Genomic DNA, 24,885 nt, shown 5'->3' with positions numbered 1-24,885 from the left:
TCACTTCACAGTTGAGTAACGGTTGCGCGGGCCAGACCACGTTGCTCGAGGAAGCCCAGCAGATAGCGATGACCGAAGGCTTTGGAGGCCGAAGCGAAACCTGTCTTGGCGGTGTCGTTATTCAACAGCTTGACCACGGCCGCAGCGTGCAAGGCGCCAGTGGCGATGTAAGGCGTGATGCCATGCACGGTTGCACGCACGGCCGTCAGTTGACCGCGACCGATAGCGAAGTCGACGGTGCGTTGCAAGGTGCTGCGTTCACGCGGTGGCATGCTTGGAGTGGTCGATTGAACGAGGCTTTGAATCACCGCGTCCTGCTGCTCCTTAGGCAAGTGCTTGTATTCCGCTTCCCACTTCTCACCCAGGCCGTGGACCATTTTCATTACCGGGTTGTCGTAGAAGCCGACACAGGACATGCAACTGCGGACACGGCCATCATCCTCAAAGAACACCGGCAATGAGGTGCCGCCCCAAGGCAGGCAAAACACCGCTTCCAGCAGATCGGGACAAACCACATTGAAGCTGGCGTTCGGTGCATAAGGCACGAGTTCCTTTTCCCACAGGTAGGCCCCGGGATAGCGGACGCCTTCGAAGATGGTCGCCGTTGAACCGACGGTCACCCCGGCGGCACCGGTGCGTGGGCCACGAGTCAGTGTGGCGGTTTCCAGCGAATCGACGCCCGGAGTTTCCAGGGCCAGCTCGGCGGCTATTTCGGCGTAGGTGTACATATATGCCAGCGATGGCGACAGCAGCAGACCGGCCTGGCGATACAGCTCGCCGAACTGATCGCGCAAGGCGCGAATGTGCGCCTGCTCTCCGGCCGGATCCAGATAATGGCAGCCAGCCTTCAAGGCCGCCTCAACGGCGGTCAGGCCAAAATTGATGAATGGGCCGACTGTGTTGCAAACCACGCGCGCGCCTTTGAATACCGAAACCAAAGCCTCGACCTCATGTGGGCACTCGATGATTTCGTAGGTCGCCGACTCCAGACCGACAACGCGTTGCGCCATCATTTCCTGAGCACGAGCAGCGTTACGAGCTACGGCGGTGAACGGGATGTGCTGGTCGATCAACCAATCCATGATCAGCATGCCGGTGTAACCACTGGCGCCGTAGACAACTACTGGATATTTGGCCATCGGGATTTACCTCATTTGTTGTTTTTGGATGAGTGATGTCGGGTGAATCTGCAGAGTCAGTTGTTCGCCCAGCCTTCGGCATACAGCTGCTGGGCAAGCAGCCCCAGTCGCATGGTCAGGACCCGGTTTTCGCCGTCCTCGATCAATGACGACTGGGTGTCGCGCAGCAGTTTTTCGATCGGGTATTCGCGCGTGGTGCCATTGCCGCCGAACAGGCGGAAAGCCTCTTGCACAACGGCCATTGCCTCTTCGGTCACCGTGACCTTGGCGGAGGCTGTGGCGTACGGGTGGGTTTGCGGCGACAGGCGCGCGAAGCTCAACGAACGTCGGGCAACCGCACGCGCTGCCTCGACCCGACGCAACATTTCGCCGAGGCGCAGACGGGTCATCTGGTGATCGATCAATGGATGACCGCCCTGGCGGCGCTCATGGCAGTACTGCAGCGCCATCTCGAAGGCGGCACGTGCGACACCGGTGAACACCTGACTCATGTGGGTGCCGGCGAAGGACCATGAGGAGCTGACAGCACCGTAGTACTGGTCGCGCTCGGCAATAGCGAAGCGACGTGGCACTCGTACACTGTCGAAGTAGATTTCGCCTTGGGGCAAGGAACGCTGCCCGATCTTGTCCAGGGGCTTGCCTTTGGACACGCCTTTGAGGTCGAGGGGGATAATCAGCGCAATACCGTGCGGCCGGCCGTTCTCATCGTAGAAACCGTCGCCGTAATCAGCGCACATCAAGCCCAGTGCAACCTGTGCAATGGCTCCGTTGGAGACCCACGCGGAGCTTTGGCCATTGAGGATCACTTCATCGCCGACCACTTTAGCGGTCAGATTGCCGATATTGCCGAGCTTACCTGCCGGCCAGTCTCGCGCCATGTCGAAGATCTGGTTGTCGCTGCCACGATCAGGTTGAGTGGCCATCCAGCAGCCGATCCGGCCTTGGCAGAGTTCGACCAACTCGGCATTGCCAGCGGCGATGGCCATTTGCAGAGGGAAGTCGGCGCAACCCAGCGAGACAGCCAGGCCTGCATCGCCCCAGCCGAGTTCTTCGCCTATCAGAGATTCGATCCGCACTGCCATTTCCGGCGGTAACTGCGCCAACAGTGCCGGGTCAAGACCGAGCTTGGCGAATTCGCCGAACAACGAATAGTAAGGCGAGCCCGGGGCAACGACTTCTTCCGGGGTCATCCGGTCCAGCTCTCGACCCAGCGGGCGTAACACCTCTTTGGCGAAGCGGTGGACGGAGGCCTGTATTGCAGCCTCCTCTTCTGTCAGCGGTGTTTCGAATCCGGAGAGTCCGGCGGCTGGCAGGGTAAGTGTCGACTTGAGCGAGATCATCAGAGTACCTCCATCGAAATCGCAGGTCGCTGCGCTTTGCAGCGTTCTGCGTCTTGTTATTTGCAATCGACTCTAACAAGCAAAATTATTTAACGCAACACTTGTTATGTTTATTGTTCGAAACGTAAATGGCAGCCTTCCAGGCACGGAAAATCCGGCCGAAAATCAGCAGGGTTCTAGATGTTTTTTCGCGCTGAAATGCCGGAAAGCGGGCTGGCACCTGTCTTCCGACATATCGATGGCATCAGCGTTGAGGGACGACGCCTCGCCGTGAAAACAGAATCGGTGAAGTGTCACTGTTGAGCAGGATCGCGGTGAGAGAAACACCGTCGCTGCTGGGTTGCTCGTGAAAACTGCTCCCACCGTCGTCACTGCGAACCATCAAACCGTCGAGTCCTACCGCAATCACTGCTCGCCCGGAAACATCTATGGCTGTGACTGAACTCTTGCTTTGCAACGGTACGCGCTGCCAGTTCGAACCGTCTGCAGAGCTGTGCAACAAGGTGCCGCGTTGCCCGCCCACCAGCAGTGAACCGTCGCCAAGCACGGCCCCTGTCCACAACGTGCCGCTGTAGCCCGTATCCAGATAGCGCCAGTGTTTGCCCTGGTCATCGGAGCGCAATACCTGGCCGCGTTCCGCAGTTGCGTACAAATGCCCTGCTCCATCGGCAAACAGTCCCATCAGATTCAAGTCGGCACGACTCGCTCCGGGAGGCGCATCGATTTTTTGCTCGATCCAGGTCTTTCCGCCGTCATCGGTTGTCAGCACCAGCGACCACAGCCCTACCGCGACACCTTGGGTCGGGTTGAAAAAGTGCACCGCAAACAATGGCCGATCTTCTGCACTGGACAAGCGTTGAACTTGCCAATTCTCACCTCCGTCCCTGGTGGCGAGAATTGCACCCCAGTGACCGACAGCCCAGCCCTGTCTGGCATCGACGAAGGACACACCGGTCAAAGGCGTGGACACCGGTACGGATGTCGCTTGACGGAAATGCTGGCCTCGGTCGTCCGACAGCAACACCACCCCGTGATCGCCGACGGCAACGGTCCGCTCCCCAGCCCAGGCAACACTCAACAGCGTGGCGGCACTGGCGTTGGCAGTTTTTGCTGCAGGTACGGTCGGCAAGGGCGAAGCCTGCGATAACGCCGATAACATTAGAACGAGTAAAGCAATCAGATTTCGCATCGGGATCTCCTCAATGCACCAGAGAGCCAATCAAGCGCACTGGACGACGCCGTGGGAACATTCGTTCAAGCCAGACGGCGAATGCAGGCAGAACTGTCATGGCCATGATCATGTTGACCAGGAACATGAAGGCCAGCAGCTTGCCCATGTCGGCCTGGAACTTAAGATCGGAAAACGCCCAGGTGGCGACGCCCACCGCCAAGGTGATGGCGGTAAAGATCGTAGCGACGCCTACCTCCAGCAACGCGTGCTCGACCGCTTTGGTAATTGGCTGCCCGAGAGCCTGGTGCAGTTGCAGACGGTTGTAGATATAAAAGGCGTAATCCACGCCGATGCCGACGGCCAGCACCATGACTGGCAAGGTGGCGATGGTCAGACCGATTTGCAGCTCTTTCATGAACCAGTAGCCGATGAAGGTGCCCAGTGTCAGCGGTAGGCAACAGACCAACACCGCGCGCCAGTCTCGATAGACGACAAACACCAACAGAGCGATCGCTGCATAGACATAAAGCATCATGGGCAGCTCGCTGCGTTCCACCTCTTCGTTGATCGCCGCAATCACGCCAGCGTTACCGGAAGCCAGGCGTATGCTCACGCCCGGCTGAATGAACTGAGAACGGAATGCCTTGGCGGCGGCAATCACGCGGTGAGTGGTCGTCGCTTTATGATCGGCTAGGAACAGATGCACCGCCGTCATGCTGCAATCGGGACGCATCATCCCTGGCACTCGAGCTACTTCGGCGGCCATCGACGAGTAGTTGGTCGGGTCGATGGGCACTGCGTTCATTTTCGGGTTGCCCTCGTTATAGCCCTCGTTAAACTGCCGCAGGCTGTTAGAGAACGAGGTGACCGACACCACACCTGGTACACCTTGCATAGCCCATACAAATCGATCCTGATACTGACCAAGGGCAACGTCTTCACAAGCGTTTGCGCCGGCGTCAGTTTGGGCTTCGAAGACCACACTGAGCCAATCCAGCCCGATGTCGTAATTGCCGGCAATGGATACCGCATCACGATTGAAGCGCGCATCCTCGCGCAGTTCAGGCGCCCCGGCCTGCAGGGAGCCAACCACCCGATCGTGGCTTTGCCAGGCCGCGGTGACAAATATCAGCACGGCCATACCCAGCACCCACCGGACGTTGTGCCATTCGGTCAATCGGGCAAAACCGCGTAACCAACGAGCCCGGCGCTGGCGAGAAATTTCCTCGGCAGCGGCGTAACCGGCATCTACCCGTAGCATTGATGCCACGATCGGCAGCATCACCAGGTTGGTGACGATCTTGAACGCCACCCCGAGCGAGGCAGTGATTGCCAGCTCCCGAACCATTGGAATCGGGATCAACAATAGCGTTACGAACGAAACAAATGCAGTGACTAACGCCAGCGTGCCGGGAATCAGCAAGCCGCTGAAACTGGCGCGTGCCGCTCCTTCCACCGACTTGCCGCAGGCGATCTCGCGAATGATGAAGTTGATTTGCTGTACGCCATGGGAGACCCCGATGGCAAACACCAGAAAGGGCACCAGCACTGCCAGCGGATCCAGTCCATAGCCGAGCAAACGCAAGGCGCCGAACTGCCAGATCAGTGACACCAGCGAGCAACCCACCGCCAGCAAGGTGAAACGAAGCGAATGGCAATACCAGTACACCGCAGCGGCCGTCAGCAGCAATGCCAATAGGCAGAACTCCAGCACCGCCGAGGCACCTACTGCAATGTCACCGATCTGCTTGGCGAAACCGATGATTTGGATCTCGAAGTCCTTATCCTCGAACTGATTGCGAATTTTCTCCTCAAGCACATGGTTGTAGGCCACATAGTCGAGGCGCTGGCCGTCAGCATCGAATTCGTTGAGATCGACAGTGATCATTGCGCTGCTTTGGTCGCGAGCGACCAGCGTTCCGATAAAGCCACCCTGCGCCGTCGAGTTGGCGATCATCGCCATGCTCGTTTCATCGAGACTTTCGGGCGTCACCGTACCCGGCACCAGCGGATCGGCACGAAAACCTTCTTCGGTGATTTCGTTGACGAACGCGTTAGGCGTCCACAACGAACGCACACTGCTGCGCGATACGTTCGGCAGGAAAATCAGCGCCTGAGTGACGTCATAAAGGCGCTTGAGCCCTGCCTGGCTCCAGATCGTCCCCTGACGAGCCTTTACCACCACGGTCAGCCGGTTCGCACCGAGCAAGTCGTTGCGATACGTCTCAAAGGTTGAGATGTACTCGTGGCCAATGGGTAGCTGCTTTTCGAATCCTGCTTCCATGCGTAACTGGACGGCAAACCAGGCCATGCCCGCTGTGAACACCGCCAAACTCAACAACGTCAGCAGGCGATGAGTGAACAACCACTGTTCGATGCGCGGCAATACACCGCGCACTTTGGTTTCCTTCATTTTCAGAGAACTATTCACGGCGTGCCTCATAGGGTTCGGGAGACCACAAGGCCGACGTAATCGCGATCACGCAGCAGTTGATCGTAAGGGGTCTTGCCGCCCATGAACTTGGCGTAGTTGGCCGAGATCTGCCAGCTCGCAGGATTGCGCACGAAGTTGAGGTACAGGTTCATACTGCTGGCATCCTCGGTGAACGTCGCCGACAGGTTGGGTGTGCGTCCCTTGATGGATTGCGAATAGAACACTCCCGGCGTCACCTGCCAGCCAGGGATCAGCGTGTTGTCATACGTCAGGCTGAAATCGAGGCTGATTCCGGAAGAGGTTTTGTTGCCCTTGGCGCTCGGCGGGATGGACGGATCCAGTTGCCAGGTATTGAGACCGGCGGCAATCGGTTCACCGGCGTACTCGTTATGCAGCCCCGGGTATTTCACGACCACGAGTTCGCTCAGCAGCGTACCGGTGCTGGCACCGGTGAGGTCGAGCAACGTCGGCGAGTTGGACGGGGTCATGCTGTAAATGCCGGTCAGGTGCCATTGCAGTTTCTTTTCATCCGTCCAGCACTTGCCACCGTTGCTGGCACAGGCGTCGATGACTGGATTAAGCGGCACCGCATCCTTTGGGCGATATGAAAGCTCCGTACCCAATGCCCAGTCGCCGACCGGCATGTTGGCACTGATGCCGTACATCATGCGGTCCTCCGGATACTTCCAGGTTTGCGCCAAAGCGAAGGTTTCCGGATCCAGTACCTGCATGCTCAACGACGGCAGTTTGTCGTGATAACGCATCACGTACAGGCCGAGGTTGAGATCGGTGTTGTCAGGCTGCCAGCGCAGCGACACCCCCCATTGGCCTCCATTGCGTGCGTCCTTTTCGTCGTAACCGTAAGCTCCCCTGCCCTCGCCCAGTGCATGGGTCGTGGACCAATAACTGCCCACGGGAGGCAGCTCGCTTTTGTTCCAGTTGAACTGCCAGTACGCCTCGATGTTGACGCCGGCACCAAGCCCTGACGCGAGGCTCAACATCGGCGCTGGCAACAGGGCTTCCTTGAGCTGGGTGCCGGGACGCGACAACGCCATGACATCGTAGGCGTTGGTATTGTTGATGCCGCCGGCAGCGAACAGGCTCTCGCCCCAGTTGATGACCTGATTACCCAGACGAGCACGAACACGCTGTTCACCGACATCGAAACTCTTGCTCACCCACAGGTCCAGCAGGCGCGCTTTGAACTCCAGATCGTCCCGGGCGCTGCTGGTGAGGCCGTCGCTCCCGACACCTTCAGGCCGGTTGGCCGATAGCGCACCGCTGGTGTCGGTCGCGGCAAAGTCGCGTATCCAACTCCCGCGTGCCATGAACGTGTAGTCCTCGGGAAATTTAAGCACCAGTTCATGGGTGCCTTTTATGTAGTTGGTGAACAGATCCCCCCGGTCGTAGTCCAAGTCGCCCTGGTCACCAATATTGGCGCTGGGAGCCAGACAACCGCTGGGAGGATTGTGACCGCCTGGACTGCTGGTGATGAGATTGCATCCGCGAGATTCGGTCCGTAACCCCATGCCCACAGCGAGAGTGGAATCGAATGAGCCTCGGATGTTTTCGGTTTCAAAAGTGAACGCCATGGCAAATGGGGTTGCACACGCGATGACAAGACCTGAGGTTTTACTGATTATTTTTTTCATGTCTGTTCCCGAAAGCCGCTGTTAGCGTTCGCTGGTGGCGCGCAGATTGTCTGAGGTGTAGAAGTCGCGTTTCAAACGAGGGTTGTTGGCGCTATCGGTGAGCCAGCGATGGTCGTTCTTGCCGGTACCAATGGAGGTCATGTCGTAGAGGTAGCGACCATCAACGAGGTTGTATTGCGCCTGGGCTTCCATATCGCAGGTGCCAGTCTCGTAGACCGGGATTGTGTAGCCTTCGCGGACTTTCCAGATTTGCCCTTGTTTGTCGTAGTCCACCGCCATCAGCGCGTTCCAGCTGTCCTCATCGATGTAAAACAGACGTTTCGGAGCCTGATGACGCATGCCCTGGCGAACGGTTGCTTCAACCACCCAGACGCGGTGCAACTCATAGCGACGCGATTCGGGGGCGATGAAGTCGCGCTTGGCCACATCCTCAATCTTCGCCGAGTTGTCGTAGGCGCCGAACGAGTTGTAGGGCACAAGCATTTCCTGCTTGCCGACCAACTTCCAGTCGAAGCGATCCATCGGACCAAAGAACACGTTGGACTCATCAATGGTGTACTGATTGTCCAGACCGATTTGCGGTGCGTCGTAGGAGTACGCCGGCATGCGACGTACCCGGCGCTGGCCCGGGAAGTAATAGAACGTAGTGGCTTGCTCGCCAGCTTTGGTCGTCACCACGCCGGCCTGCCCGGCAAGGGCTGCGGGGTCGGAGTAGCTGAAGTAGGTCGCAACTTCGAGTCGATCGAATGAAGAAAACAACGCACTGCCCTTCACGCCCCATGGTGTGTACATGAACCAGTCCGTGGAGGTTCGCAGCCAGTCTTCACTCCCTTTTCGCGGCGAAATTCCGGAAACGGTTTTCGACATATCGAAGCCGACGCCGCGATAACGCATTTTCATGTTCCACATAACCTCGGCACCCGAGGTTGGAAACGGAAATGGGATACCGGGGACGTAAGCCTCCTGCAGTGCCAGACCGTCGCCGTCGAGTTTCGCGAAACCGACATTCTTCTTCGTGTTTTCCGCGACGAAATCCGGTACGCCACAGCTGCGCCGTGTCGGATACACATCCATCCGGTACCCCGGAATCTTCTTGAACATTTCCACTTGGCCAGGGGAAAGCTTGCCGGTGTACTTCGCGACGTTGCCTGAGTCGATACTGAACAGCGGTTTATCATCCTTGAACTTCCACTGCTGACCTCGCACCTGGCCGTGGCTCCAACCGCCGCCTTGTGGTCCGGGTGGTGTCCAGGCAGGAATGACACCATCGGCGCTGGCCGCCGCCTCACCTCCCAGCGGGGTCAGTTTTGTGCCGAGCAATGCAGGATCCTTATCTGCCGCCTGCGCCGTGCAGATGAAGGTTGATGCGACGAAGGCCGCGATCAAACATCTGCGTACGACGCCTTTAGAAAGATTGTTATTGGGGCGTTCAATCACTGTGTTCATTGGAGGATCCTCGTGGGTCTTGATCGGCACCGTGGCCACTTTGACGGCAGTAACACGTTGCCTGCGCTAACCTAATCAACTGACTTGATCAATTGACCAAGTCGCTTGATCAAAGCAAGGCTGGTGCCAATGTCTGAAGCGCGGGAAATAGTCACGTTTAATCAATCGATTACAGAGACGCGGGATATATTCGAGCCACGAGAGTTTCGTTAAACATTTCCGAGTGTTTCTTCGGTTCGCACCAAATCGGGAATTTGCGAAACAGTCGTTACCAATAATGGTGCGACAGTTTCAGACCACCGTTTCTTCCCTGACGCAAGGCGATTCGTTGCTGTAGCATCCGCAAGCGTCGACAGCGCCCTTACCGATAAAGGGCGCCAGGAATATTGGAGATTGCTGACCTATGGCCAGAATGGGCGCTGAATTACGCCGGCAGGATTTCGTCGAGGCAACGATCAAAGTGATTGCCGAGCACGGTGTCGCCAATTCAACGACCCGACGGATTGCGGCGGCGGCCGGTTGTCCGTTGGCATCGTTGCATTACGTGTTCCATACCAAGAACGACCTCTTCTATGCCGTCTATGAGTCACTGTTTAACCTGCCTCATCAAGCGTTGGAACACGTCCCTGCCGGGACAACTGCCGCTGATACGACTGCCGAAGTCCTGCGACAGTTGATCACTTGGTTCATCGATCATCCGGACGCGGCCAAGGCGCAGAGTGAGTTGTTTTTTTGGGCACTGCGCAATGACCCCGAAATGGCAAGCAAGATTTACTCAGTAGCCATTGAAGCGACTGAGCAGGCACTGGAGCGAGCTGTAGGCGCAGAGCTGGGGGAAAAGTTTTTAAAGGCCGCAAGTCGGCTTCTGGTCCAACTGGTTGACGGGTTGACTATCGCGTGGTCCGCCCATGGAGACCTGCATAGATTGAGAGCCGAAACCGAGACGGCTTGCGCCGCACTGGCCCTGCTGGTGGCCAGTCACTGAGCCGATCACATGCTGCTGACCAGATGGCCTCCATCCACGGTCAGTACGCTGCCAGTCATGAATGCACCGGCGTCACTCGCTAACAGCAAAAAGGGACCGGCCAGTTCGTGTAACTGACCCAGTCGACGCATGGGCACCCTATCGCGGATGTAGCTGTTGCCCTTGTCACCCTCAAAAAAAGCTTCGTTCATTTCAGTCTTGAAATAACCTGGCGCGATGGCGTTGACCCTGATGTTGTACCGCGCCAGCTCCAGCGCCAGTGACTTGGTCAGCTGAACCACCCCGGCTTTTGCAGCGCAGTAATGGCTGTAACCGGTGCTAACGCGCAGTCCGAGTATCGAGGCCACGTTGACGATGCTGCCCTTACGTCCGGCCTTTGCCAGCCTTTGTGCAGCAACCTGGGCGACACGCCAGACGCCATCCAGATTGGTTGAAAGCATCTCACGCCACTGCTCTTCACTGATTTCGAGTGGACGCTGGCCGTTACCGATACCTGCGTTGTTGAGTACCACGTCAACCACGCCAAAATGTGCTTCGGCCGCATCGAACGCCGCTTCGACACTGTTCCGGTCAGTCACATCGAGTTCGACGGACAGCGCTTGCCCGCAATCCCATTCAATGTCCTTTGCCACCTGTGCGAGTCTTTCGACGCGTCGTGCAGTCAGCACAACCCGGGCGCCGGCATGCCCAGCGACCCTTGCCAGGTGAGCTCCAATGCCGCTGGAGGCGCCGGTGATCAATACAGTTCGGCCGGCAAGCGAAAAATTCTGAATGAAATCTTGAGTCATCAACACACCTCGAAATGAATCGCGCTGGCGCGCTCTACGGGTAACAGGTCCCTTTCTCCGAAATCGGGCGAGCATGAGGCAGATGCGTGGTCGTCCTCATGACTCGCTCTCGTCCGGAGAAAGGGAATTTTCAGAATATTTCGATGCGAGATCTGCCGGCGGCTACCAGACGTTCCAGAAGCGCCGCTGGGCGAAACCACATCTCACCGTATTCGCCAAGCGCGCTGCGATAGTGATGGATGCGGCTGAGCACCGTTTCCAGGCCCAACTGCTCGGCGTAATGCATGGGGCCTCCGAGATGCGCGGGAAAGCCATAGCCGTTGATCCACACCAGATCGATGTCGCTGGCACGCAGCGCAATACCTTCGTCCAGCAAGCGAATGCCTTCGTTGATCATTACAAACAGGCAGCGATCGTGAATTTCCAGATCTTCGATGTTGCGACGCGTAACGTTGTGTTCACGGGCAAGCTGCTCTGCCAGCATGATGACTTCCCGGTCTTCCCTTGGACTACGTCCCTCGTAGAGGTAAAAGCCACGTCCGGTCTTTTGCCCGTACCGTCCCAAGGCATACAGTTCCTCGGCAAGGCAGCAGTAGCTCTGGTCATGGGCGATGGCTTCACGATTGGCGTCGCGCATTAGAAAGCTCACATCGATACCTGCCAGATCCAGCATGCTGAATACGCCCATATTCAAATCCAGACTGGTCAGCACTGCATCAACCTGGACCGGCGTCGCCCCCTCCAGTACCAGACGGTGAGCTTCGCGGGCATAGGGTTCGAGCATGCGATTACCGATGGAGCCGGCGCTGTTACCGGAGATGACCGGAAGTTTGCCGATACGTCTGGCGATGTCCATGACAGCGGTTACGACGTCCGGCGCTGTCGTCTGACAAAGCACAATTTCCACCAATCGCATGACGTTGGCCGGACTAAAGAAATGCATGCCAATGACATCCTGCGGACGAGAGACCATCTTCGCGAGCGCATCGATATCCAGCGACGACGTATTGGTCGCAAGAATGGCACCTGGCTTACACACGCTCTCCAGAGCGAGGAACACCTGATGCTTGCTCTCCATCTTTTCGCATACCGCCTCAATGATCAGGTCGGCATCTGAAAGGTCTGCGTAGTCGAGCGTGCCAAACAGCAGTTCCATCCGCTGCTGCATTTGCACGGCACTGAGTTTTCCGCGCTTGACGCTGAGTTGATAGTTTTCACGAACACGTTTGAGACCGCGATCCAGCGTGCGCCCATCAAGATCCATCAGCGCAACGGGAATCCCTACATCGGCAAAGCTCATCGCGATGCCTCCACCCAAGGTGCCTGCACCGATCACGGCAACCTTGTTGATCTTGCGCGACGGATCAGCCGTATCGATCCGGGGCGTTCGCCGCGCGTCTTGTTCTGCGAAGAAAACATGCCGCAATGCTTTCGACTGACGTGATGCTTCAGCCTGCTTGAACAGCGTCAATTCCCGCACCAGTCCCTCTTCCAACGGCAACAGGCAGGCGGCCTCCAGCGCAGAAAGCACCAACCTGGGCGCCAGTCGACTTTTCCAGCGCGGCTCATGCTCCACGCGATAACGCGCCAGGAAATCATCGGGCAAGTCCTCGGCGGGGTTTGGCCATGCTTCGGCTGGCCGCGCAGGAGCACAACATTCGATCAACTCATTGGCATAAGCGCGCGCCTCTTCCAGCAACTGTTCGGTGCTGGAGGAGATACGGTCAAGAATGCCGAGCATTCGAGCACGCTCGGCATCGATCTGCTCACCTGAAAGAATGAGGTTCAAAGCCGATTCGGCGCCTATCAGCCTGGGCAAGCGTTGCGTACCGCCGGCGCCAGGCATCAGACCAAGATTGATTTCCGACAACCCTAGCCGTGCATCTGGCGCACCAATCCGGTATCCGCAGGCCAGGGCCAGCTCTAGCCCTCCTCCTAACGCAAACGTACCGATCGCCGCAATCAGTGGTTTATGAAGCGCGCTCAAGCGAGTCAGGATGCCAGGCAAGTCAGGTTCAGCGAAGCACGCTTCGGTCCCGAATTCTTTGATGTCGGTACCAGCACTGAACAGTCCCTGCACCCCATAGAGAATGACCGCACCCACCGCTATGTCCGTAGCGGCACGCTCACAGGCATCAATGAGGGCTGCACGTAGGGTCTGGTCGAGTGCGTTGACCGGCGCACGGTCAAGACCGATCAGCGCCAGGCCATCTACGACGCGGTAATGGATCAGGTCACACATGGAGTGTCCCTTACTGACGTATTCAGGGTGTTGAGAGGGCGTGATTGAAGATCGAATATCCGCGGCGTTTTAAAATTTCCGGAAAACATCACCGATGCTGGCAACGGGATAGGCTGGCTGCGACTGTGCTGTCGGGTTCCAGCTGACCGGGCTGAACACACCGTATGAGCCCACTGAGTAGAAGCTATGAATCGAGTAGATGGCGAGGGAGACGAGAGTCAGGGCCAGGCAGGAAAATAGAATCGGGCGCATCGCAAACCTCCGTCATCTGGCGGGAGCCAAATGCAGTGTCTTTTGTTATTGAGGGTTTCGATTCTGGATAACGACCGATGCAAAAGCTTGGCAGATCACGCCAGGTATTTTGCAGTTCATGACATGCAAATACCCCGAAATCCGTTCAGCTTTGTGAGCCGGGCGTTGAGCTTATTTCGTCTCAGATGAAGTAAGTTGCTCAAGTTCTGTGGTTTTCATTGCAGTAATGAGCTTTTCCTGCACAATTCCGAGGACTGAAATACGATTCGAGACCGACTGATGTCCCTGACTCCTCAAGACGAACGACTCATCAAGGCGCTTGCCCTGGCCATCGTTGATCGCCCCCGTGCGACGCTCAAGGAACTGGCTGAAGCGGCAGGCGTGAGCAAGGCTACGCTGCATCGCTTTTGCGGCACCCGCGACAACTTGGTGCAGATAATGGAAAGCCACGGTGAGACGGTGCTGAACCAGATCACCACCACAACCGACCTGCTGCACGGAGAGCCGGTGCAGGCGTTGCGCAGTTTGATCAATGAGCATTTGGCGCATCGTGAAATGCTGGTTTTCCTGCTCTTTCAGTACCGACCCGACACTTTTCCAGTCAACGGTGAGGGCGACCGTTGGCAATCTTATGCCGATGCCCTGGATGCTTTTTTTCTGCGCGGCCAGCAATTGGGCGCATTTCGCATCGATATCACGGCAGCCGTTTTCACAGAGCTGTTCCTGACCATGATCTTCGGAATGGTCGATGCCGAGCGCCGTGGGCGCGCGGCCAGCGCCAACTCGGCCAATGTGCTGGAACAGATGTTCCTGCACGGTGCCGCTAACGTAAAACCCCAATAATCCACACTCTATCCTCCTGCAAAAAAGCCCCGTGACCTCTCGGTCTACGGGGCAAAAGGTTGGATGCGCCAACCCAAAGGAGCTCTTGCCAGGATTTATCTGACGTTTGTTTGTGATGACCATCCTCCACCCAGCGAACGGAACAGATCGACCAGGGCAATCTGGCGCTGAGTGCTGACTTCGATAAACGCCGTTTCGTTGACGAAACTGGTGCGCTGGGCATCGAGATAACGCAGGTGGCTGTCGATACCGCCTTCATAACGGGCCTTGGCCAGACTCAGGGTTTCAGTGCTGGTGTTGGCCAGTGCGCGGCGCGCGGCTTCCTCCCGGCGCAAGGTGTCGGTGGCGGCCAATGCATCGGCGACCTCGCGGAACGCCGTCTGAATCGTGCCTTCATAGGCCGCCACGGCTGAATCCTTGCGGGCTTCGGCCAGACTCAGCCCGGCACTGTTGCGACCGGCATCGAACAACGGCAGCGAAAGGTTCGGCACGAAACTCCAGGAGCGCGAGCCACCGTCGAACAGACCGGACATCTGCGCGCTGGAAGTACCAAAGCTGCCGGTCAGGCTGATACGCGGAAAGAACGCCGCCCGTGCCGCGCCGATGTCGGCATTGCGCGCTTGCAGTCGATGCTCGGCCGCAAGAATGTCCGGCCGGCGCTCGATCAGCGTCGAGGTGGTATCCGGGGCGATGTCCTGCACCAGCATCGGCTGCGTCGTCAGCCGCTCGGGAATCACTTTCCCTGCATCCTTTGTCCCCAGCAGCAAAACCAGCGCGTTGAACGCCTGCTGCTTCTCGCGCAGATTGCGTTCCTGCTCGGCCCGCGCCTGCTCCACCAGCCCCAGTGCTTCCTGATAATCCAGCGCAGTCGCCGTGCCGCTGGAGCGGCGCTGGCTGATCAGCGCGAACGAGTATTCGCGGCTGCTCAGGGTTTGTTGAGTCAAATCCAGACGACGCTGGGCGCCGTCATGAACCAGATAGGCCTGACTGACTTCGGCGATCAGCGCGATCTGCGCGGCGCGGGCGGCTTCTTCGGTAGCCAGATATTCCTGCAGCGCAGAGTCGCTGAGGCTTTTGACCCGGCCAAACAGATCCAGCTCGTATTCGGGCAGCGACAGGCCGACTTGATACTGGCTGGCCACCCCTGCCCGGCCGTCGCTGGCCAAGTCCGACGGCAAGCGCTGGCGATTGCCGGACGCGCTTGCATTCAGCCCGGGAACCCGATCAGCCCGCTGAATTCGGTACTGCGCCCGAGCCTGCTCGATGTCCAGAAGGGTCTGGCGCAATGAGCGATTGTTATCCAGCGCAACCTCCACCAGACGGCGCAGATCGGGATCGACGATGAACGCCTGCCACGCCAATTGGTTGATCGGAGCGCCTTGTTTCAGCGACTCGCCCGCCCAGTTGTCCGCGACCGGTGCAACGGGCCGCTCATAGGTCGGCGCCAACGAGCAACCGGCCAGCAGCATGGCGATCACCAGCGTAGAAAATCCTGAAATACGCATGTGTCACTCCTGAGTCAAAGCGGGTTGTTCAATGGGCGCAGGTTTACTGCGCAGCATCGACAGCACCCAGACAAAACAGATCGGTACAAACAACACCCCCAGCAGCGTCGCGCTGAGCATGCCGCCGATCACCCCGGTACCGATCGCCCGCTGACTTGCGGCACCTGCCCCGGTCGCCAGTGCCAGCGGCACTACGCCGAGAATGAACGCCATAGACGTCATCACGATTGGCCGGAAGCGCAGCCGTGCGGCCTCGATCGCGGCGTCGCGCAGGCTGTAACCTTTCTCCCAAAGCTCCTTGGCGAACTCGACGATCAGAATCGCGTTTTTCGCCGCCAGACCGATGATGGTGATCAAACCGACCTTGAAGTACACGTCGTTGGGCATGCCGGCGACCATCACCGCGAGCACCGCACCGATGGCGCCGATCGGCACGATCAGCATTACGGTCAGCGGAATCGCCCAGCTCTCGTACAGCGCCACCAGCAGCAGGAACACCACCAGAATGGCCAGCGCGAACAGCTGCGTGGCCTGACCGCTGGAGACCTTCTCCTGATAGGACAGACCGGTCCACTCGTAGCTGAAGCCGGCCGGCAATTGCGCAGCGATACGCTCCATTTCCGCCATGGCTTCACCGGTGCTGTAGCCCGGCCCCGCATCACCGACGATGCGCACCGACGGATAACCGTTGTAGCGCACCACCTGCACCGGACCTTCCTCCCAATGCGTGGTGACGAAAGCACTGAGCGGCACCAGATCACCCGCGGTGTTGTGTACATAAAGCTTGAGCACGCTTTCCGGAGTCATCCGGTCGCCCTGCTCGGCCTGCACCACCACGCGCTGCTGGCGGCCGGCGTTGGTGAAGTCGTTGATCACCTCCGAACCAAACGCGGCAGACAACGCACTGCTGATTGATTCAAAACTCACCCCCAGGGTGCGTGCCTTGTCACGGTCGATCACCACGCGCAATTGCGGCGACTCGGCCAGGCCTTCCATCATGGCGTAGAGGATTTTCGGGTTGCCGTTGGCCTGACCGAGCACCTGGTCACGGGCAGCGAGCAATGCTTCGCGGCCCAGACCGGCACGATCCTGCAGGCGCAAGGCGAAACCACCGGAGTTGCCCAGCCCGTCAATCGGCGGCGGTGGCACGGCCATCACCGCACCGTCGTTGGTCACGGCAAATTGCTCGTTCAGCGCATTGACTTCCGCCATGGCCGATTGATCTTCGCCACGCTCCGACCAGTCCTTGAACACCGGGAATGCCAGCGCTGCGTTATCGCCCATCCCGGAAAAGCTGAAGCCGGACACCAGGAACGTCGACTGAACCCCGTCGCGGGTAGCCAGGTAGCGCTCCAGTTGTTCGCCGGTCGCTTCGGTACGGGTGCGAGTCGCGCCCGGTGGCAACTGGACGTCGACGATCATGTAGCCCTGATCCTCCACCGGCACGAAGGATTCCGGCAGGCGCAGGTAGAAGAAGCCGAGCATGGCGATAATGCCCAAATACACCAACATCATCCGGCCGGCGCGCGCCACCAGCCCGTTGTTCAGCACCGAATAGCGATCGGTGAGCTTGGCGAAGCCACGGTTGAAGGCGCCGAAGAAGCCGCGCTTTTCATGGTGCCCTTGTGGAATCGGCTTGAGCAGCGTGGCGCATAGCGCCGGGGTGAACGTCAGGGCAAGGAAACCGGAGAACAGAATCGACACCGCCAGCGATACCGAGAACTGCTGGTAGATCACACCGACCGAGCCGGACATGAACGCCAGCGGCATGAACACCGCCGATAACACCAGGGTGATACCGATGATCGCGCCCGATACCTGCCCCATGGCTTTCACCGTGGCATCGACCGGCGACAAGCCCTCCTCGGCCATGATCCGCTCGACGTTCTCCACCACAACAATTGCGTCGTCCACCAGAATGCCGATGGCGAGCACCATGCCGAACATGGTCATCATGTTCACCGAGAAGCCCATCAGGTACATCATCATCAGCGTGCCCAACAGACACACTGGAACCACGATCGACGGAATCAGGGTGTAGCGGATGTTCTGCAGGAACAGGAACATCACCAGAAATACCAGGACCATCGCTTCGATCAGGGTATGAATCACCTTCTCGATCGCGACATCAACGAAACGCGAGGTGTCGTAAGGAACGGAATATTCCACGTCATCCGGGAAGTACGCCGACAGTTCGGCCAGGCGCTGCTTGACTGCGGTTGCGGTCTGGATTGCGTTGGCGCCTGGCGACAACTGGATCGCCGCTGCCACGGCAGGTCTGCCATTGAGACGCGAGTTGAAGTTGTAACTTTCCTGACCGATTTCCACGCGGGCGACGTCGCCCAGTTTGACCGTGGAACCGTCCTCGTTGGCACGCAGGACAATGCGTGAGAATTCTTCCGGATTGTCCAGCGTACCTTTCACCGCCAGGGTGGCGGTCAGTTCCTGCTGGCTGCTGGTCGGCGTACTGCCGAAGCTGCCGGCCGGCACTTGTACGTTCTGGCCGCGGATGGCCGCGCTGACGTCGTCGATGGACAGCCCGTAGCCCACCAGTTTCTGTGGGTCGAGCCAGACGCGCATCGCCGCTTCGGAGGAGAAGAACTGCAGCTTGCCGACACCCGGAACCCGGCGCAGCTCGTTGTTGATATTGCGCGCGGCGTAGTCGCCCAGTGCGGTGGTGTCGCTGTGCTGGGTGCCCTCCTTATAGTTCAGCGCATAGATCAGCAAGAACCCGGCACTGGTCTGCTCCACTTCCAGACCTTGGGTGAGCACGGCTTGCGGCATCCGCGCTTCAGCTTTTTTCAGACGGTTTTGCACGTCAACCTGAGCGAGCTGCGGGTCGGTGCCCGGCTGGAACGTCACTGCGATCTCGGCGATACCGTTGGAGTTGTTGGTCGACTCGAAATACAGCAGGTTCTTGGCACCGTTGAGCGACTCTTCGATCACGCTGGTGACCGAGTCCACCAGCACCTTCGCGGAGGCGCCGGGATAGGTTGCCGTCACCTTGATCTGCGGCGGCGCGACGTTGGGGTACTGCGCCACCGGCAGCATCGGAATGACCAGCAGACCGGCCAGAGAGATGAACAACGCCACCACCCAGGCGAAGTTCGGGCGTTTGATGAAAAACTGAGACATCGGAATATCCTCGCGGCGACGGCGCCCTTACTGTTTCGACTCAGGCGTCAGCGCCTGGGCTTGAGGCTGAGCAGGCGCGACCTTGGCGCCTGCCTGCAGGCCACTCAGGCCGTTGACAATCACCTGATCGCCAGCCTTCAGGCCTTCACTGATCTGCCAGCGCGAACCCTGCATGGAACCGGTCACCACAGTGCGCGCTTCGGCGCGGCCGTCGGCGCCGACCACCATGACTTGCGCCCCGCCATCGCTGCCGCGCTGCACCGAGCGCTGTGGCACGAGAATGGCCTGATTGTCGGTGCCTTGAGGTGTGCGCACGCGCACGAACATGCCCGGCAGCAACACGCCGTCACTGTTGGCGAACTTGCCACGCAACGACACCTGGCCGGTGCCACGGTCAACGGCGACATCGGTAAACATCAGGGCGCCCTGACGCTCGTAAGCAGTGCCGTCGACACGAATCGACAACGCCTTGTTGTCGTCGGCGGAGAGTTTGCCGCCCTTGAGTGATTCGCGCAGACGCAGCGCGTCAGCGGCCGATTGGGTGAAGTCGACATACACCGGATCCAGCTGCTGAATCCGCGCCATCAACGTTGCGTCACCCTGACCGACCAAGGCGCCTTCTGTGACCAGTGCGCGGCCGACACGCCCGGAAATCGGCGCGGTCACCGAGGCATAACCCAGGTTCAACCGGGCGCTTTGCAGATCAGCCTGGGCTGAACGCGTGGCCGCCTGAGCACTGCGCAAATCGGCCATGGCGCTGTCGTAGTCCTGCTGGCTGACCGCTTCGATCTTCACCAACGGTTCATAACGCTTGACCCGCGCCTGAGCCTCAAGGGCAACGGATTGCGCACGGGCCAGTTCACCCTCGGCGCGAGACAAGGCTGCTTTCAGCGGTGCCGGGTCGATCTGGAACAGCAGGTCGCCGGCTTTGACATCAGCGCCCTCTTCAAAACGCTTCTGCATCACGATGCCCGGCACCCGCGCACGCACTTCCGCAACGCGCATCGGTTCCACCCGCCCCGGCAGCTCTGACGTCAGTGCCAGTGGCTCAGTCTTCACTGCAAGCACCTCTACCGGACGCGCCACTTCAGCCATATCCGCCTGTTCATTCGCTGGTCCACACCCGGCCAGCGCAATGGCAACTGCCAACGACCCCGCCATCCCTACTGCACGCAAATTGCCCATAACTCACCCAAGGCTTGATTGAATTTGGTGCGAATGCTACTTTTCAAATCCTAATGAGTCAATAATGTCTCATGTGAGAAATATATGAATCTTACATTACGATCGCTTGAGGCTTGGTGATGAACCTGATTTTCCATGAAGAACACCTGCTCAAATCGTTGACCGTGGCTGTCGTCAACCGGCCGAGGGCAACCATGAAAGAGCTGGCGCAATTGGCAGGCGTGAGCAAGGCCACCCTGCACCGCTATTGCGGAACACGGGAAAACCTGGTGCAAAGACTGGAAGAACACGCCGAAGCAACGCTCAATCTGATTATTCGCCGTGCCGGTTTGCAGCATTTGCAGGCGCTGGACGCGTTACGTCGATTGATCCGCGAACACCTCGCCCATCGCGAGTTGTTGGCGTTTCTGATGGCACATTACCGCCCCGACTTTCTCGATTTCGAACGGGGCGACACACGCTGGCAGTTTTACCTGGAGGCGCTGGACGGATTTTTTCTGAGAGGCCAGCAACAAGGGTTGTTTCGCATCGACATCACCGCCGCGATTTTCACCGAGCTGTTCATCACTCTGGTGTATGGCCTGGTGGATGCCGAACAGCGCGGGCGAGCCGCCAACGCCGATTCGGCACGCACCCTTGAGCAAATGTTCCTGCATGGCGCGCTGGCTGGTAGTCAATTGCGCGAGGACGCCTGCTTGCCGGAAAAAATGCTCTAACGCTCAAAAATGGGTGAAGGCATCGCTGATGCTGGCGACCGGAGGGTGACTGGAATGATGGACAACGGTGTGGCCAGCTGGCCGGTGCTGCGAATACAGCGCACCCGAAACCAATGCGACCGCGAGCAAAGCAAACAGGAACCGACGCATCGAACACCTCCATCGTCCGGCCGCGGGCCGAACGCAGTTTTATTGTTATGGGTGCTTCGAGTCTGGCCCTCCGAGCGAGGTGAAAGCTTTGCAGATCGCGCCAGCGATTTTGCAAATCGTGCCAGTTCTTTCCGGCCAGCGGCGGCCGGTCATTCTGAGGGTTGAGCGGATGTCCACGGTTCGAGGTACTGCGCTGTTGGGGTTCAAGGCGTTTTGTGCCAGTCAGGGCATCGACCCGGCTTCGGCGCTGGCCGCGGTTGAGCTGCCTGAAGACCCTCTGGATGCTCGACTGTCCGGCGCGCAGTTCAATGCCTTGATTGACTTGTGCGCCCAGCGCTCGCACAACCCGCTATTCGGCGTGCAGTTCGGCTTGCGCCAGGGCACGCAAAGTCTCGGCACCCTGCTTTACGCCATGCGCAGTTCAGGCACGGTCGGCGAGGCGCTGAACCTGCTGACACGTTATTTCCATATCCATAGCGACGGCGCGCTCGTGCAGCTTGAGCGTCAGGCCGGTAACGCCCTGCTGCTATACGACGTCACGGATGGCACCTTTATTTCGGTCCGCCAGACCGTGGAACTGGCGATGGGTATCGCCAGTTGCCTGCTGCGCGAACTGCTCGGGCACGCCTGGCAACCAAAATCGCTGCTGTTGCGCCACAGTGCTCCGGCCAACCGCCTGGCCTATCGCGCCTTGCTCGGGGTAGCGCCGCGTTTCGACAGCCCGGTCAATGCCTGGGTGTTTGATGAGTCATTACTGACGACACCGCTGAGCACGACAGACGCCAGATACCAACAATTGGCCCGGCAACATATCGACGAACTGGCCCGCGTGACGCTGGAGGAATTGCCGTCTTACCTACAAAAAAGGCTGCGCAATGAACTGGCCCACGGCCCGGTCACGCTGCGCGACATGGCCGAATACATGATGATCAGTCCACGCACCTTGCAGCGCTATCTTCGAGCGCAGGGCTCTGGATTTCAGGCGCTGCTGGACCAGACACGCCGGTCGATGGCCGCGCGCTACCTCTGCGATTCTTCGCTCAGCCTGACGCAAGTGGCGGGTCTGTTGGGTTACGCCGACCTGAGCGCGTTTTCCCGGGCATTCACGCGCTGGAACGGGGTCAGCCCGCAGCAGTGGAAACAACGCATGCAACACTTACCTCGGTAAATCGACATGGCTTGCAACCCGTTCATTCGCGCCATCAGCCTGACAGGTTTCGATCCATTTGCCCGGCGTCAGGGACTGGAGCCGAACCGGATGCTGCGCCAAGCGTGTCTGTCCGTAGCGTCACTGCAGCGCCCGGAAGACATCCTGTCCTTTCGCAATTACTGCCGCTTGTTGACGCTGTGCCGGCAGCGCTCGAACAACGCATTGTTCGGTTTGGAGTTCGGCCTCCATCAAGGAGTCGACGTCTTCGGTGACATGTTTTTCCTGATTCACAACACCCGTACCGTCGGCGACGCGTTGCGCGAACTGCGCGCCAATTTCGCCCTCTACAACGGCGCTGCGCATCTCTATCTGGAGGTGGCCGATGGCATCGCGTTACTGGGTTATCGAGCCGATGAGCAGGAGATCGACGGCCTCGCTCAGGCCGAAGAGCTGGCGTGCGGGGTCGGTCTGCGCCTGATGCAAACCCTGGCCAGTGCACCATGGCAACCCGAGGCAATCATGCTCCGCCATGCGCCTTTGGCGGATGAAGGCCTCTATCGGCAGGCGCTAAACATCACGCCGACGTTTTCAGCCGCCCACACGGGATTGCTCTTCAATGCCAGTGTGCTCACGCAGCCGCTGGATTGCGCCAGTGAAGCCTTGCATCAGCTCATCGCTGAACATTTGGCAGGTATTGAACGTCTGTCCACCGATGCCATGCCGGGATACGTCAGGCAATTGCTGCGCAATCTGTTGCCCAGCGGACGCGCGACGATCGACAGAGTGGCCGATTGCATGGCCGTCACCCCGAGATCCTTGCAGCGCCACCTGGCTGAGGAAAACACCTCTTTTCAGCAGTTGCTGGACGAGACGCGCCAGCAATTGGTGCGCAAATACCTGCAGGTCCCGACGATCAGTCTGCCGCAGGTAGCGCACCTGCTGGGCTACGCCGATGTCAGTACATTCTCGCGGGCTTTTCATCGATGGTTTGGGGTGTCGGTGCTGGAGTGGTGCAGGCAATTCGGTGTGAACAGACAGCCCTTGCTGCTTCGAAATCGAGTGAAAGAGCGACCTTGAGCGTATTGAAACTGGAACTGTTTCGTATTGGAAGTCAGCACTTGTAGCAAGTTGATTGCAGTTAGGAGGAGTTATCGGCAAAAAATGGACGCTTGTGACAGGAAGCAATTGGACACGAGCCACCGTTGAGAATGTACCGCATCCGACCAACAGTCGCCCTTTCTCCTGGGAGAAGCTATCGGCCAATAGCGGCCTCCGGCAGCAACCGACCAAAAGCTGCCACGGTAACGGGTAGAAAGCGGGTAGAAAGCGGCAAAAAATAGTCGTTGGAGGAATGTCAACACGAAGTCGATGTCCATTTCATCGACCGCCGGAGGCGGCCGTTATGACACTCGCTGGTTTTGGCCCTAGTGACGTGAAGCTTGATGAAATAGCTTATTGGAAACGTTAGATAATTAGGAATATTCTCTGAACGCACTCATTTGAACCGCAGATCTATGACCAGCCAAGAGTTCTCTCAAGACATTAATGCTATCCACCGCATCAAAGCTGTGCCGGTGATATTGAGCATGGTCAAGCACGTCACTGGAATGCGGTTCGCCGCTGTCGCCAGGGTCACTGAAAAAAACTGGGTGGCGTGCGCAGTAGATGACTCCATTGAGTTCGGCTTGAAACCTGGCGACGAGCTGGTGCTTGAGTCAACGATCTGCCATGAAATTCGGCAGCACAGAAAACCGGTCATTTTTGGCCACGCCAGTGAACATCCCGTTTTTTCCCTGCATCACACGCCCAGTACCTATGGATTGGAAAGCTATATTTCTATTCCGATCATAAAGGCAAACGGCGAGTTTTTTGGGACACTGTGTGCCATCGACTCTGTGCCTGCTCATCTCGATGACCCGGCCATTGCCAACACACTTACGCTTTTCGCCCAATTGATAGCGTTGAGCCTCGATGCCCAGAATAATCTCGAGATTGCCCAAGCGGAGTTAGTTAATGCCCAGGAGCACGGAAGGTTGCGCGAGCAATTCGTCGCCGTACTCGGGCATGATCTGCGCACGCCATTGAGCGCCATTCGTATGAGCGCCGATCTGCTGGAAACCAAAACAACGGACAAAAGATCGCTTAGCTTAATTTCAGCCATTCGTACTAGCTCCACACGCATGGGAAACCTGATCGAAAACGTGCTGGATTTTGCACGGGGTCGAATGGGGAGCGGAATTCCAATCAAACGCCAACTTGTCGATGATCTGGGCAACACACTACGTTTGACTCTGAATGAGGTTCAAATCTCGCACCCTCGAGCTACATTTATTGAGTTGGTAGACATACCGGCCGGTGTCTATTGTGACCCTCTGCGTATCAGCCAGTTGCTTTCCAACTTGTTGGGAAACGCAGTCACCCACGGCTCATTAGCGTCGCCTATCACTGTTAAGGCCGACACTGAAGTGGACGAAATTGTTATATCTGTGACCAACCAAGGCCCCCCGATACCGCCGCACTTGTCGCCCTTGCTGTTTGAACCTTTCACCCGATCGGAGGCTGGACAACGTGGTGAAGGCTTGGGCTTGGGACTCTATATCGCCTCCCAAATTACCACTGCGCACGGAGGCAACCTGAGCGTGGTGTCCACACTCGAATCGGGAACTTGTTTCGTAGCAAGATTTCCCGCTCGTCTTAAATGTGCCTAAACAACGATCTTCATCCTTCAGATCATTGTTGAAGACGGTTAGGT

At 58.3% G+C, this 24,885-nt stretch carries 18 protein-coding genes; 6 read left to right on the top strand and 12 right to left on the bottom strand.

The features are described from left to right. Positions 1–5 precede the first annotated feature (5 nt). From JKA62_RS16045 to JKA62_RS16020, 6 genes are all read right to left on the bottom strand, one after another. Positions 6–1,139, bottom strand: a complete 1,134-nt coding sequence (locus JKA62_RS16045; protein ID WP_011334159.1) for a saccharopine dehydrogenase family protein — start codon at positions 1,137–1,139, stop codon at positions 6–8. 56 nt (positions 1,140–1,195) lie between these two features. Further along, the gene (locus JKA62_RS16040; RefSeq protein ID WP_011334160.1) at positions 1,196–2,479 is read right to left on the bottom strand and encodes an acyl-CoA dehydrogenase family protein; all 1,284 of its coding nucleotides are present in this window, start codon (positions 2,477–2,479) and stop codon (positions 1,196–1,198) included. Positions 2,480–2,723: 244 nt separating this feature from the next. Continuing rightward, positions 2,724–3,668: a WD40/YVTN/BNR-like repeat-containing protein gene (locus tag JKA62_RS16035; protein ID WP_201818591.1), complete on the bottom strand. Its 945-nt coding sequence runs from the start codon at positions 3,666–3,668 to the stop codon at positions 2,724–2,726. 10 nt (positions 3,669–3,678) lie between these two features. Continuing rightward, positions 3,679–6,081, bottom strand: coding sequence for an efflux RND transporter permease subunit (locus JKA62_RS16030; RefSeq protein WP_085667028.1), 2,403 nt, complete (start codon positions 6,079–6,081; stop codon positions 3,679–3,681). An 8-nt stretch (positions 6,082–6,089) separates the two neighbouring features. Further along, on the bottom strand, positions 6,090–7,736 hold the full coding sequence (locus JKA62_RS16025; protein ID WP_330932832.1) for a DUF1302 domain-containing protein: 1,647 nt from the start codon (positions 7,734–7,736) through the stop codon (positions 6,090–6,092). Positions 7,737–7,757: 21 nt separating this feature from the next. Next, on the bottom strand, positions 7,758–9,182 hold the full coding sequence (locus JKA62_RS16020) for a DUF1329 domain-containing protein (protein WP_201818587.1): 1,425 nt from the start codon (positions 9,180–9,182) through the stop codon (positions 7,758–7,760). A gap of 403 nt (positions 9,183–9,585) precedes the next feature. Between JKA62_RS16020 and JKA62_RS16015 the strand changes: the two genes are divergently transcribed. Next, a complete protein-coding gene (locus tag JKA62_RS16015; protein ID WP_201818584.1) occupies positions 9,586–10,167 on the top strand; it encodes a TetR/AcrR family transcriptional regulator in 582 nt (193 codons plus the stop codon). 5 nt (positions 10,168–10,172) lie between these two features. Here JKA62_RS16015 and JKA62_RS16010 read toward each other — a convergent pair whose 3' ends face one another. Both JKA62_RS16010 and JKA62_RS16005 read right to left on the bottom strand, forming a co-directional pair. Further along, positions 10,173–10,955 carry an SDR family NAD(P)-dependent oxidoreductase gene (locus tag JKA62_RS16010; RefSeq protein WP_011334166.1) on the bottom strand — a complete coding sequence of 261 codons (783 nt, stop codon included), beginning with the start codon at positions 10,953–10,955 and terminating at the stop codon, positions 10,173–10,175. 130 nt (positions 10,956–11,085) lie between these two features. Continuing rightward, entirely contained in the window at positions 11,086–13,197 is a 2,112-nt protein-coding gene (locus tag JKA62_RS16005) for a 3-hydroxyacyl-CoA dehydrogenase NAD-binding domain-containing protein (RefSeq protein WP_011334167.1), read from the bottom strand. A gap of 531 nt (positions 13,198–13,728) precedes the next feature. Between JKA62_RS16005 and JKA62_RS16000 the strand changes: the two genes are divergently transcribed. Next, positions 13,729–14,292 carry a TetR/AcrR family transcriptional regulator gene (locus tag JKA62_RS16000; RefSeq protein WP_011334168.1) on the top strand — a complete coding sequence of 188 codons (564 nt, stop codon included), beginning with the start codon at positions 13,729–13,731 and terminating at the stop codon, positions 14,290–14,292. A gap of 95 nt (positions 14,293–14,387) precedes the next feature. Here JKA62_RS16000 and JKA62_RS15995 read toward each other — a convergent pair whose 3' ends face one another. The 3 genes from JKA62_RS15995 to JKA62_RS15985 are packed head-to-tail and all read right to left on the bottom strand — an operon-like array spanning position 14,388 to position 20,117. After that, positions 14,388–15,797, bottom strand: a complete 1,410-nt coding sequence (locus tag JKA62_RS15995) for an efflux transporter outer membrane subunit (RefSeq protein WP_011334169.1) — start codon at positions 15,795–15,797, stop codon at positions 14,388–14,390. Positions 15,798–15,800: 3 nt separating this feature from the next. Beyond that, positions 15,801–18,932 carry an efflux RND transporter permease subunit gene (locus JKA62_RS15990; protein WP_011334170.1) on the bottom strand — a complete coding sequence of 1,044 codons (3,132 nt, stop codon included), beginning with the start codon at positions 18,930–18,932 and terminating at the stop codon, positions 15,801–15,803. Between the two features lie 27 nt (positions 18,933–18,959). Continuing rightward, on the bottom strand, positions 18,960–20,117 hold the full coding sequence (locus JKA62_RS15985) for a MexC family multidrug efflux RND transporter periplasmic adaptor subunit (protein WP_011334171.1): 1,158 nt from the start codon (positions 20,115–20,117) through the stop codon (positions 18,960–18,962). A 119-nt stretch (positions 20,118–20,236) separates the two neighbouring features. Here JKA62_RS15985 and JKA62_RS15980 point away from each other — a divergent pair, with 119 nt between their 5' ends. After that, positions 20,237–20,833, top strand: a complete 597-nt coding sequence (locus JKA62_RS15980) for a TetR/AcrR family transcriptional regulator (RefSeq protein WP_011334172.1) — start codon at positions 20,237–20,239, stop codon at positions 20,831–20,833. 3 nt (positions 20,834–20,836) lie between these two features. Here JKA62_RS15980 and JKA62_RS15975 read toward each other — a convergent pair whose 3' ends face one another. Next, the gene (locus JKA62_RS15975) at positions 20,837–20,983 is read right to left on the bottom strand and encodes a hypothetical protein (RefSeq protein WP_164872147.1); all 147 of its coding nucleotides are present in this window, start codon (positions 20,981–20,983) and stop codon (positions 20,837–20,839) included. Positions 20,984–21,152: 169 nt separating this feature from the next. Between JKA62_RS15975 and JKA62_RS15970 the strand changes: the two genes are divergently transcribed. The 3 genes from JKA62_RS15970 to JKA62_RS15960 all read left to right on the top strand — a co-directional run bounded on the left by JKA62_RS15970 (position 21,153) and on the right by JKA62_RS15960 (position 24,841). Continuing rightward, the gene (locus JKA62_RS15970; RefSeq protein ID WP_074690576.1) at positions 21,153–22,151 is read left to right on the top strand and encodes an AraC family transcriptional regulator; all 999 of its coding nucleotides are present in this window, start codon (positions 21,153–21,155) and stop codon (positions 22,149–22,151) included. 6 nt (positions 22,152–22,157) lie between these two features. Beyond that, positions 22,158–23,210: an AraC family transcriptional regulator gene (locus tag JKA62_RS15965; RefSeq protein ID WP_201818582.1), complete on the top strand. Its 1,053-nt coding sequence runs from the start codon at positions 22,158–22,160 to the stop codon at positions 23,208–23,210. Between the two features lie 437 nt (positions 23,211–23,647). Beyond that, a complete protein-coding gene (locus tag JKA62_RS15960) occupies positions 23,648–24,841 on the top strand; it encodes a GAF domain-containing sensor histidine kinase (protein ID WP_041475277.1) in 1,194 nt (397 codons plus the stop codon). Positions 24,842–24,885: the final 44 nt, after the last annotated feature.

It is taken from the genome of Pseudomonas sp. B7, assembly GCF_016735645.1.
Classification (GTDB): Bacteria; Pseudomonadota; Gammaproteobacteria; order Pseudomonadales; family Pseudomonadaceae; genus Aquipseudomonas; species Aquipseudomonas glycinae.
Note: the sequence above shows the minus strand (reverse complement) of the source record. Positions and strands in the feature narration are given on the sequence as shown.